12 protein-coding genes and 1 pseudogene are annotated in these 11,072 nt (G+C 69.3%); 9 read left to right on the forward strand and 4 right to left on the reverse strand.

From position 1 onward, the window contains the following. The 4 genes and pseudogenes from ACO057_RS07545 (at position 1) to ACO057_RS07560 (ending at position 2,447) form a co-directional block, all read left to right on the forward strand. Positions 1-1,249, forward strand: a pseudogene (locus ACO057_RS07545) (aminotransferase class V-fold PLP-dependent enzyme). Continuing rightward, a complete protein-coding gene (sufU, locus tag ACO057_RS07550) occupies positions 1,246-1,701 on the forward strand; it encodes a Fe-S cluster assembly sulfur transfer protein SufU (RefSeq protein ID WP_421990218.1) in 456 nt (151 codons plus the stop codon). Before ACO057_RS07545 ends, sufU begins: the two are co-directional and overlap by 4 nt. Next, positions 1,652-2,068, forward strand: coding sequence for an SUF system Fe-S cluster assembly protein (locus ACO057_RS07555; protein ID WP_421990220.1), 417 nt, complete (start codon positions 1,652-1,654; stop codon positions 2,066-2,068). The genes sufU and ACO057_RS07555 overlap by 50 nt, the downstream gene beginning before the upstream one ends. Before the next feature lie 10 nt (positions 2,069-2,078). Next, the gene (locus ACO057_RS07560) at positions 2,079-2,447 is read left to right on the forward strand and encodes a HesB/IscA family protein (protein WP_421990222.1); all 369 of its coding nucleotides are present in this window, start codon (positions 2,079-2,081) and stop codon (positions 2,445-2,447) included. Positions 2,448-2,482: 35 nt separating this feature from the next. On the opposite strand, the gene ACO057_RS07565 is transcribed toward ACO057_RS07560, so the two are convergent. Genes ACO057_RS07565 through ACO057_RS07580 form a run of 4 tightly spaced genes read right to left on the reverse strand, consistent with a single transcriptional unit; the run spans position 2,483 to position 5,863 of the window. After that, on the reverse strand, positions 2,483-3,310 hold the full coding sequence (locus ACO057_RS07565; RefSeq protein ID WP_421990224.1) for a metal ABC transporter permease: 828 nt from the start codon (positions 3,308-3,310) through the stop codon (positions 2,483-2,485). Then, positions 3,307-4,161: a metal ABC transporter permease gene (locus ACO057_RS07570; RefSeq protein ID WP_421990226.1), complete on the reverse strand. Its 855-nt coding sequence runs from the start codon at positions 4,159-4,161 to the stop codon at positions 3,307-3,309. Before ACO057_RS07570 ends, ACO057_RS07565 begins: the two co-directional genes overlap by 4 nt. Then, a complete protein-coding gene (locus tag ACO057_RS07575; RefSeq protein ID WP_421990228.1) occupies positions 4,161-4,943 on the reverse strand; it encodes a metal ABC transporter ATP-binding protein in 783 nt (260 codons plus the stop codon). Before ACO057_RS07575 ends, ACO057_RS07570 begins: the two co-directional genes overlap by 1 nt. Further along, positions 4,943-5,863, reverse strand: coding sequence for a metal ABC transporter substrate-binding protein (locus ACO057_RS07580; RefSeq protein WP_421990230.1), 921 nt, complete (start codon positions 5,861-5,863; stop codon positions 4,943-4,945). Before ACO057_RS07580 ends, ACO057_RS07575 begins: the two co-directional genes overlap by 1 nt. A gap of 167 nt (positions 5,864-6,030) precedes the next feature. On the opposite strand from ACO057_RS07580, the gene mntR reads away from it, so the two are divergent. The 5 genes from mntR (at position 6,031) to ACO057_RS07605 (ending at position 11,051) form a co-directional block, all read left to right on the forward strand. Further along, entirely contained in the window at positions 6,031-6,498 is a 468-nt protein-coding gene (gene mntR, locus ACO057_RS07585) for a manganese-binding transcriptional regulator MntR (RefSeq protein WP_421990612.1), read from the forward strand. Positions 6,499-6,579: 81 nt separating this feature from the next. Beyond that, entirely contained in the window at positions 6,580-7,488 is a 909-nt protein-coding gene (locus ACO057_RS07590) for an SDR family NAD(P)-dependent oxidoreductase (RefSeq protein WP_421990232.1), read from the forward strand. A 17-nt stretch (positions 7,489-7,505) separates the two neighbouring features. Then, positions 7,506-9,542 (forward strand): acetate--CoA ligase family protein, encoded by a 2,037-nt coding sequence (locus ACO057_RS07595; protein WP_421990234.1) that lies wholly within the window; start codon positions 7,506-7,508, stop codon positions 9,540-9,542. Further along, positions 9,539-10,354: a nitroreductase family protein gene (locus ACO057_RS07600; RefSeq protein WP_421990236.1), complete on the forward strand. Its 816-nt coding sequence runs from the start codon at positions 9,539-9,541 to the stop codon at positions 10,352-10,354. The genes ACO057_RS07595 and ACO057_RS07600 overlap by 4 nt, the downstream gene beginning before the upstream one ends. A gap of 7 nt (positions 10,355-10,361) precedes the next feature. Beyond that, entirely contained in the window at positions 10,362-11,051 is a 690-nt protein-coding gene (locus ACO057_RS07605; RefSeq protein ID WP_421990238.1) for an NUDIX hydrolase, read from the forward strand. Positions 11,052-11,072 lie beyond the last annotated feature (21 nt).

Consider the following 11,072-nt stretch of genomic DNA (forward strand, 5'->3'; position numbering starts at 1 on the left):
ATGGACAGCATCATCGCCCCCGCCTTCGACGTCGCGCGCATCCGCCGGGATTTCCCGATCCTGGCGACGAAGGTGCACGGCAAGCCGCTGACCTTCCTGGACAGCGGGGCCTCGGCCCAGAAGCCGCGGGCGGTGATCGATGCGATGGTTCGGTCGATGGAAACCGCCTATGCGAACGTCCATCGCGGCGCCCTATCACCTCAGCGAGGCGGCCACCGAGGCCTATGAGGCCGCCCGCGTGGCGACGCAGCGCTTCCTGGGCGCGGCCGAGCCCGAGGAGATCGTCTTCACCTCGAGCAGCACGGCGGCCATCAACCTCGTGGCCCACAGCTATGGGCGCGGGATGATGCGCCCCGGCCAGTTCGTGCTGACCTCCGAGATGGAGCACCATGCCAATATGGTGCCCTGGCAGATGCTGCGCGACGCCGATATCGGCATCGGCCTGCGCTATGTCCGCGTGACGGAGCGCGGCGAGATCGACCTCGACGACCTCGCGGCCAAGCTCGCCGACGGCAAGGTCGGGCTGGTCGCGATCACCCATATGTCCAACGTGCTCGGCACAGTGACGCCGGCCGCGCAGATCGCGCGCATGGCGCATGAGGCCGGCGCGAAAGTGCTCTTCGACGGCAGCCAGGCCGCCGTGCATCGCCATGTGGACGTGACCGCCATCGACGCCGATTTTTACGTCTTCACCGGCCACAAGCTCTACGGTCCCACGGGGATCGGCGTGCTCTACGGCAAGCGCAAGCTGCTCGACGCCATGCCGCCCTTCCTGGGCGGCGGTGACATGATCGAGAGCGTCACGCTGGAGCGCACCACCTATGCCGCCGCCCCTGCCCGCTTCGAGGCCGGCACCCCGCCGATCGTCGAGGCGGTCGGGCTGCATACGGCGATCGACTACGTCACCCAGATCGGCATGGGCGCCATCGAGGCGCATGAGCGCGCGCTGGTGGACCACGCGATGGCCGTGCTGCCGCGCGTCGAGGGCCTGACCATCATCGGCGGCGCGCAGGATCGGGGCGGCGTCTTCGCCTTCTCGCTGGACGGCGTGCATCCGCACGACCTCTCCACCTTCCTGGACCGCCACGGCATCGCCGTGCGCGCGGGGCGCCATTGCGCCGAGCCGCTGCATGCGCGCTTCGGCGTCGAGGGCGGCACGACCCGCGCTTCTTTCGGCCTTTACACGACGCCGGAGGAGATCGACCTGCTGGCGGCGAAGCTTACGGAGGCGCGGCGCTTTTTCGCATGAGTGATTCGGCAGACATCGCGGATCTCTACTCGAAGACGCTGCGGGAGCTCGCGCGCGACCCGGCCCATAAGGGCAGGCCCGAGACCTTCGACGCCACCGCGCGCGGCGACAATCCGATGTGTGGCGACCGCGTCGACATCTATGTCAGCCTCGACGGTCCGCGCATCCGGCAGGCGCGGCATGTCGCGCGCGGATGCGAGATCTGTCAGGCCAGCGCCGCGCTGATGGCGGAGCTGGTGCCCGGCCTGACCCAGGCCGAGGCCCACGCCCTCGGACGGCGCGCCGGCGAGGTCGCGAAGACGGGCCTCGGCGATGAGACCACGGAGGGGCTTCGGCGCTTGTCGATCTTCTCCGTCGTGCACAAGTTCCCCAGCAGGGTGAAATGCGTGACCCTGGCCTGGAATGCGCTGGACGCGGCCTTGTCCGGCGTCAAGGAGACGAGCAGTGAGTGAACCGGCCACCCAAGACGCCAATGGCAACCACGGCAGCTGGACGCCGGATGGCGAGGCCCTGCCCGCCGTCACCGAGGAAGGCGTCATCGCCGCCCTGAAGACCGTCTTCGACCCGGAAATCCCGGTCGACATCTATGAGCTCGGCCTCATCTACGCGATCGAGCTCGGCGATGACGGCAAGGTGAAGGTGGAGATGACGCTCACCACCCCCTCCTGCCCCTCCGCGCAAGAGCTGCCGGGCATGGCCGCCGAATCCATCCGCCAGATTCCGGGCGTGACGGATTGCGACGTCGAGATTGTCTGGGACCCGCCCTGGGACCAGTCGCGCATGAGCGAAGACGCGCGCCTCGCCCTGAACATGTATTGAGGAGCAAGCGATGAGCACCACCACCGCCGCCCCGCGCGTGAAACGCGAGCTTCCGCCGCTGATGAGCCTGTCGGACGGCGCGGCCGATCGCCTGCGCGCGCTCTATGCCAAGGCCGAAGCGGGCAAGCTCCTGCACATCGGCGTGAAGACCAAGGGCTGCTCGGGCATGGCCTATGACCTGAGCTTCGTGGACGCGGCCGGCCCGGCCGACGAGCGCGTGACGGATAAGGGCATCACCATCCTGGTGGACCGCAAGGCCAGCCTCTACCTCATCGGCACGATGATGGACTACGAAATCAAGGCCATGAGCGCGGGCTTCACCTTCGTGAATCCGAACGAGAAGGGCCGCTGCGGCTGCGGGGAAAGCTTCCACGTCTGAACCGTCAGGCGAGTTCGTCGCCGAAGCGACGAACCTCAGCCGCGCGCCCGCAGCAGGCCGTAGCGGGGGGAGAGCAGCAGGGCCATCACGAAGAGGCCCGACAGCACCACGACGATCGAGCCCGCCGTCGAGGCATCGAGCATGAAGCTCATCTGAATGCCGGCGATCACCGCGATACAGGCCGCCCCGGTCGCGATCAGCAGCATCCGGCCAAACCTCACCGTCAGCAGCAGCCCGATCGCGCCGGGAGTGATCAACAGCGCCACGACGAGGATAACCCCCACCGCCTGAACCGCCGCCACGATGCTGGCCGCGAGCACGATCAGGAGCAGGAAGCGCAGGCGCTCCACGCGCAGCCCGATGGCCCGCGCCTGGCTCGGATCGAAGCAGAAGAGAACCAGATCCCTGCCCCGCACGGCCAGGATCGCCAGGGCGATGCCGCTAATGGTCAGGACCTGCCAGAAATCCTCGGCCTCGATGCCCAGGATGCTGCCGAACAGCACATGCGACAGATGCATGTCCGAGCGAACCTGCGTCAGCATGACGAGGCCGAGCGCGAACATGCCGCTGAACACCACGCCCATAGCCGCATCTTCCTTCACGCGGCTCACGGCGCGGATGCTGCCGGCGGCGACGGCGCAGGCCAGCCCGGCCAGGAAGGCGCCCAGCACCAGCGGCAGCCCCAGCAGATAGGCCCCCACCACGCCCGGAAGGATGGCGTGGCTGACCGCATCGCCCATCAGCGACCAACCCTTGAGCACGACGAAGCAGGAAAGCGTGGCCGAAAGCACCGCCACCATCAGCCCCACCAGCAGCGCCTGGAGCATGAAGCCGTGGGTCCAGGGCTCGATCAGCGCCATCATGCGGAAAGCGCCCTGCGCGCCGCGCGTCGGGTCGCCAGGACGCCATGCCGCGGCGCCGAGATCAGCACGACCAGAAAGAATACCGCCTGCGAGACGACGATCACCCCGCCGGTGGAGCCATCGAGGAAATAGCTGCCATAGGCGCCCAACAGCCCCGTCGTGGCCCCGATCGTGGTGGCGATGGCGGCCATGCGGCCAAACCGATCCGTCAGCAGATAAGCGGTGGCCCCGGGCGTGACGAGCATGCCGATCACCAGCACCGCGCCGACCGCCTGCAGCCCGGCCACCGCCGTCGCGGCCAGCAGGGTCAGCAGAAGCAGGCGCATGGCGGCCGGGCTTCCACCGACGGCGGCCAATTGCACCGGGTCGAAGAGGGACAGCATGAGGTCGCGCCCCTTCACCGCCAGGGTCAGGGCCACCAGCACCGAGATGATCGCCATCTGCAGGATGTCGCCGTCGGCGATCCCCAGCACATTGCCGAAGAGGATGGTCTGCAGCCGGACGTTCGAGGGAAAGATCGAGAGAAGGAAAAGCCCCGCCCCGAAGAAGGAGGTGAAGACGACGCCGATCACGACATCCTCCCGCAGCGGCGTCCGCCCCCGCAGCCCCGCCATGGCGGCCGCCGCCAGCATTCCCGATGCAAAGGCGCCGATGGCGAAGGGAATTCCGCCAAGCCAGGCCAGCACGACCCCCGGCACGACCGCGTGGCTCAGAGCGTCGCCCATCAGCGACCAGCCCTTGAGCACGACATAGCAGGAGAGCAGCCCCGCCACGGCCCCGACCAGCGCGCTGATCCCCATCGCGCGCAGCATGTAGTCGTAGAGGAAGGGAACGAGCAGTTCCTCGGACATCAGGCGGGCTGCTCCACCGGCTCAGGCAGGGCGAAGTGGTTCGGGGCGCGGAGCGCATCCCCGAAGGCCAGCCGCAGATTGCCCTGGGTGAAGACCTTCTCCGTGGCGCCGGCAGCCAGCACGGTCCGGTTCACCAGCACCACCTGGTCGCAGAATTGCGGGATGCTCGCGAGGTCATGGGTGGAGACGAGGACGATGCGCCCCTCCTCCCGGAAGGTGCGCAGCAAGCCGATGATCGTCTGCTCCGTCGTCGCGTCCACGCCCGTGAAGGGCTCGTCGAGCAGCAGGATCTCCGCGCCCTGCGCCATCGCGCGGGCCAGGAAGACGCGCTTGCGCTGACCGCCGGAGAGTTCCCCGATCTGCCGGTCGGCGAGGTCGGAAAGCCCTACCCGGCCCAGCGCCGTGGCGACCGCCTCGCGATCCGCCGCGCGAGGGAGGCGAAGAATGCTCATATGCCCGTAGCGGCCCATCATCACCACGTCGCGAACGCGGACCGGGAAGCTCCAATCCACCTCCTCGCTTTGCGGGACATAGGCGACACGATTGCCGCGCAGGGCGGCCTCGACCGGCGCGCCGCCGATCCGGACCTGGCCGGCGCCCGGACGGACGAGGCCCATGATGGCCTTGAAGAGCGTGGACTTGCCCGCGCCGTTCACCCCCACCAGCGCGCAGATGCTGCCGCCCTCCAGGCGGAAGCTCGCATCGCGCAGCGCCGTCTGGCCATTGGGATAGACGACCGAGACCGCCTCGACCGAGAGGTCCAGCAGCCGCCCCTGCGCCATCAGCGCGACGCCTCGCCGGCGCCGAAGGCCTGCAGGATGGTGTCGGCATTGGTCTCGATCAGCCGCAGATAACTGGGGGCGGGGCCGTCCTGCCCGGTCAGGCTGTCAACATGCAGCACGCCGCCGAAACGCGTGCGCGCCTCGCGGGCCACCTGGCGCATCGGGCGGTCATTCACCGTGCTCTCGCAGAAGACGGCGGGCGGGCGGGTGCGGCGCAAGGTGTCGATCAGGGCGCGCACCTGCCGGGGCGTGCCCTCGTCCTCGGCGTTGATCGGCCAGAGATAGGCCTCGCGCAGACCGTAGTCGCGGGTGAGATAGCTGAAGGCGCCCTCGCACGTGGCCAGGACGCGCCGCTCCTCGGGGATGGTGGCGAGTCTTTCGCGCAGCGTCGCATCCACCGCGCGGATCCGCTCGGAATAGCTCGCGGCATTGGCGGCGAAGAGCGCCGCGCGGGCGGGGTCGAGCTCCGTGAGCGCCTTGCGGATGTTCTCGACATAGGCGAGCGCGACGCTGGGCGACATCCACGCATGCGGGTTCGGCAGATTCTGATAGGGCCCCGCACCGATGCCGATGGGAGCGATGCCGTCCGTCAGCACCGCCTGGCGGACGCCGCTCACGCGGCTGAAGAAGCGCTCGAACCAGCGTTCGAGTCCCAGGCCGTTCCACAGGACGAGATCGGCCGCCTGGGCGCGAACGACATCCTGCGGCGTCGGGTCGTAGTCGTGAATCTCGGCGCCGGGCCGCGTGAGGCTTTCGACGATCGCACCGTCGCCCGCGACGTTGCGGGCCATGTCCGCAAGGACTGTGAAGGTGGCCACCACGCGCTTGGGCGCGCCCGGCGTGGATGCCTGGCTGGACGCTGCCGTCGCGCCGGCCAGCAGGGCACCCAGGAGCACGCGGCGAGGGTGGGGACGGATCATGGAATCTCCTGCCGTAGCGGCAACACATTGCCGCTCACGGATCATAATGTAGTCTAGGCTATAATTGGCGACGCCCGGCAACCCGTCAAGCCGATGCCCGTCGTCGCATCAGCTAAATCTTGAAAGCCAGCTTTACGACCGGGGCTTGCATCGGCTACCGCGTGGAGGTGACCACCACTCCCCGGAAACGCTCAGCACGCGCCGCCCCCCTCCCCGACCTGCCGGCCGAGCCCGACCAGGCCGCCCGTCACCTTCGGGCCCGGACCGCGCGGGCAGGCTCCCTCCTGGAGGACTACGTCGAGCTGATCGACGATCTCCACGTCACCGGCGGCGAGGCCCGCGCGGCGGATATCGCGCGCCGGTTGGGGGTAAGCCACGCCACCGTCAGCAATACGATCAACCGCCTGAAGCTCGCGGGGCTGGTGCATAGCAAGCCCTATCGCGGCGTCTTCCTGACCGAGGCCGGAATGGCCCTGGCGCGCACGGTGCGGGCCCGCCATCGGATCGTCGTCGATATGCTCGTCGCGATCGGCGTGCCGCAGGATGTGGCCGAGACGGATGCGGAAGGCATCGAGCATCACGTCTCCGAGCCGACGCTCCAGGCTTTCGAGGCCTTCCTGCAGACGCTCCGCTAGGCCGGGGCAGCCCCCTACCTTCACGCGGCAGCCGCCACGTTCTAGCTTCCTACCGACCAGTCGGTAGGAGGAAACAACCGCATGATGCTCAAGGATAAAGTTGCCATCGTCACCGGAGCCGGTGGCGGAATCGGGCGCGAGATCGCCATCGCCATGGCCGAGGCCGGCGCGAAGGTCGTCATCAACGACATCGGCGCCTCGCTGGGCGGCGAAGGCTTCTCCACCACCCCCGCCGAGCAGACCAAGGCCATCATCGAGCAGAAGGGCGGCCAGGCCGTCATCAGCACCGAGAGCGTCGCCGAGTGGGACAAGGCCAAGGCCATCGTCCAGACCGCGATCGACGCCTTCGGCCGCGTGGACATCGTGGTCAACAACGCCGGCATCCTGCGCGACCAGATCTTCCATCGCATGACGCCGGAAGAGTGGCTCTCGGTCATCAACGTGCACCTGAACGGCACGTTCTTCGTGAGCCGCGCGGCGGCCGAGCATTTCCGCAAGCAGGAAAGCGGCAGCTTCGTCCACATCACGAGCACCTCGGGCCTCATCGGCAATTTCGGCCAGGCGAACTACTCGGCCGCCAAGCTCGGCATCGTCGCGCTGTCGAAGTCCATCGCGCTCGACATGAAGCGCTACAACGTGCGCTCCAACTGCCTCGCGCCCTTCGCCTGGTCGCGCATGACGAGCTCGATCCCCGCCGAGACGCCGGAGCAGAAGGCGCGCGTCGAGCGCATCATGCGCATGGGCCCGGAGAAGAACGCGCCGCTCGCGGTGTTCCTTGCCTCCGAGGCCGCGAAGGAGGTCACCGGCCAGATCTTCGCGCCGCGCATGCACGAGCTGTTCCTGTTCAGCCAGAACCGGCCGATCAAGTCCGTGCACAGCGAGCCGGGCTGGACGCCGGAGAAGATCGCCGAGATCGCGCTGCCGGCTTTCCGTTCCAGCTTCGTGCCGATGGAACGCTCGGGCGACGTGTTCAGCTGGGATCCCGTCTGAGTCGTGGAGGTCCTGTCGTGAAGGCGCTTCTCGCGCCTTCGAGCATTGCACTGATCGGCGCGTCGGGTGATCCGGCGCGCCTCACGGCGCGGGCTCAGATTTATCTGCGCAAGCACGGCTATGCCGGCGCGCTCTATCCCGTGAATCCGCGCGCGCCCGAGGTGCTCGGCGAGCGTGCCTATGCGCGCGTCGAGGACATCCCGGGCGAGATCGACTTCGCCTATATCCTGCTCGGCACGGAGCAGGTGGAATCGCAGATCGCCGCCGTCGCCGCCAAGGGCGCGAAGGTGGCCTGCATCCTGGCCGACGGCTTCGCCGAGGCCGGCCCCGAGGGCCAGGCGCGGCAGGACCGCTGCCTCGCGGCCGCCAGGGCGGTCGGGCTGCGGCTGCTCGGGCCCAATTCCATGGGCATCATCAATATCCCGCAGAAGATCGCGGCCAGCGTGAACGCGTCGCTGGAGGCGGAAACCCTGCCGCCCGGCCGCCTCGCGCTGGTCAGCCAGTCGGGCTCGATGCTCGGCGCCATCATGGGGCGCGGGGCCGCGCGTGGGCTCGGCTTCAGCCACATGATCGCCACTGGCAACGAGGCAGACCTCACCGCCGGCGAGATCGCCACCATGCTGGTGCAGGATCCCGGCGTCGACGCGGTGATGCTCTTCCTGGAAGCGATCCGCGCGCCCGAGCACTACGCCGAGGCCGCGCGCCTCGCCCATGCCGCGGGTAAGCCGATCATCGCCTACAAGCTCGGCCGCTCCAGCTTCGGCGCGGAGCTGGCGACCAGCCACACCGGCGCCCTGGCCGGCAGCGATGCCGCCGCCGAGGCCTTCTTCCGCGCCAACGGCATCCTGCGCGCGACCATGCTGGAGAGTTTCCTCGAGCTCCCTGCGCTGGTCCTTGGCCGCAAGCCGTTGAGCAAGCCGCACCGGGCCGTCTCCGTCCTCACCACCACGGGCGGCGGCGGCGCGATGGCCGTGGACGCGCTGGGCGTGGCGGGCGTCGAGGCGCGCGTGCCCGATGCCGTCGCGACCGAGAAGCTGGAAGCGGTCGGCATGCACGCGCATGGCCGCCTGCTCGACATGACGCTCGCCGGCACCAAGCCCGAGCGCATCGAGGCCGCGATCACCGCGCTCGCCGCCGCGCGGGACACGGATGCAGTCATTCCCGTCATCGGCTCCTCCGCGCAGTTCCGCCCCGCCGATGCGGTCGCCGGCATCCTGCGCGGGCGCGACGCGGTGGGCGGTCAGAAGCTCGTCGCCGCCTTCCTGGTGCCCCAGGCCGAGGCCTCGCTGCGGCTGCTGGCCGAGGCCGGAATCCCCGCCTTCCGGACGCCGGAGAGTCTGGCCGACGCCATGCGTGCGTATCTCGACTGGCGTACGCCTGTCGCGCCAGACATCTCGGTGCCGCCGTTCTTCGAACTGGCCGAGGCGCCCGACGAGGGTGATGCGCGCGACCTCTTTTCAGCGCTGGGCCTCGACACACCCTATGCGCGGATGGGCGACGTCGCGGATACCCCGGAGGAGATGAGCTACCCCGTCGCGCTGAAGATCCTGTCGCCCGACATCGCCCATAAGACCGAGGCCGGCGGCGTCGCGCTCAACATCCCCGACGCCGCTGCACTTGCCGAAGCCGCGGCGAAGATGGAGGCCCGCGTGAAGGTCGCCGCCCCCGAGGCGCGGCTCACTGGCTTCCTGGTGCAGCCCATGTCGCGCGGGCTGTCGGAGGTCATTCTCGGCTTCCGGCGTGATCCCTCCGTGGGTCCGATCGTCCTGCTGGGCGCCGGCGGCGTGCTGGCCGAGCTGCATCGCGACGTGGCGCTGCGCCTCGCCCCCATCGACGAGGCCGGTGCGCGCGAGATGATCGCCGAGGTCCGCGCCTTGCGCGTCATCGAGGGCTGGCGCGGCCTGCCGCGCGGCGATGTGGAGGCGCTGGTCGCGGCCATCGTCGCCGTCTCGCGGCTGGCCACCATGTCCGGCATCGCCGAGGCCGAGATCAATCCCCTGATGATTCACGAGAGCGGCGTCACCGTCGCCGATGCCTGGGTGGTGCGCGCATGACCGATCCCCGTCCCCTGATCGAGGCGCGCTTCGGCCACCTCCCCTTCGAGCCGCCGGCCGATATCCCGCCGGCCTTGGCCGCGATCCTTGATCGCCGCGTGACACGCCGCTACAAGCCCGACGCCATCCCCGAGCCACTGCTCGCCACCGTCCTCGCCGCCGCGCAATCCGCGCCAAGCAAGAGTGACATGCAGCAGCTCTCCATCGTCGTGATCGAGGACAAGGCGCGCATCGCGGCCATCACCGATTGGATCGGCAGCATGCCCTGGATCAAGGATGCGCCCGTCCTGCTCATCTTCTGCGCCGATATCCGCCGCAACCGCGACATCACCGCGCGTGCCGGGCGTGAGCATGCGAACGACAATCTGGATACCCTCCTCAACGCGACGGTCGATTCCGCGCTGGCCCTGGGCATGACCATCGCCGCCGCCGAAGCGGCCGGGCTGGGCACCTGCCCCATCAGCTATGTGCGCAACCACCTGGAGAAGGTCGGGCCGCTGCTCTCGCTGCCCAAGGGCGTCTTCCCCATCGCGGGGCTGACCCTGGGCTGGCCCTCCTCGCGCAACGCGCCGAGCGCACGGCTGCCGCCCTCGGTCGTGATCCATCGCGACCGCTATTCGACCGAGGGCGAGGTGGAAGCCCTCGCCGCCTACGACGCCCGGCGCGAGAAGGCCAAGCCGCGCTACCCCGAAGTCCACGGCCCCGCGCCCGAGGGCTGCAGCTGGACCGAGAACGTCGCGCGCCAGCTCTCCGTGCCCGAGCGGGCGGGCTTCCGGGCGTGGCTGAAGTCGCGCGGCTTCGCGCTTGACTGACCCGTCGATGTCCCCTGGCCCGCGGCAGGACGACAATCCCGGCGGCGCCGATGCGGGCGGTCTCGCGCCGCGCCGCGCGGTCCGCCCGAGGGACGCGGCAAGCCTGATCCTCTGGCGTCAGGGCGCGCGCGGCATCGAGATCCTCATGGGACGGCGGCATCACAATCTGCGCTTCATGCCCGGCGTGCTCGTCTTTCCTGGGGGGCGCGTGGACCCGGACGATCATCGCGCCAGGCCCCTCTCCCCCCTGCCGGCCGAGACGCGGCGCCTGCTTGAGATCAGCGCGACGCCGCCGCGCGCGACGGCGCTCGCCTATTGCGCCTTGCGCGAGCTGCATGAGGAGGCGGGCCTGGTTGTCGGCGAAATGGAGGGCGACCGGCTCCGCCCGGATTTCGCGCCGCTGAGTTACCTCACGCGCGCCATCACGCCCGCCGACCGGCCGATGCGCTTTCATGCCCGCTTCCTGATCGCCGAAGCCCATCACGCCAAGGGCGAGATCAAGGGCTCCGGCGAGCTGGAGGAAATCCGCTACTTCGCGCTGACGGAGCTGCACGAGCAGCCGGTCGCGAAGATCACCGCGATGATTCTCGCCGAGTTCGAGGCCTGGCTGGCGACACCGGCGGAAGATCGCGACCGCCGCCAGTTCACCCGCATCCAGGGCCGGGACAGCCGGCTGCCCGAGCGCCGGCGTTCCTGAAGGCCCAGTCTCTGAGGACCA

The organism is Roseococcus sp., from assembly GCF_965227005.1.
Classification (GTDB): Bacteria; Pseudomonadota; Alphaproteobacteria; order Acetobacterales; family Acetobacteraceae; genus Roseococcus.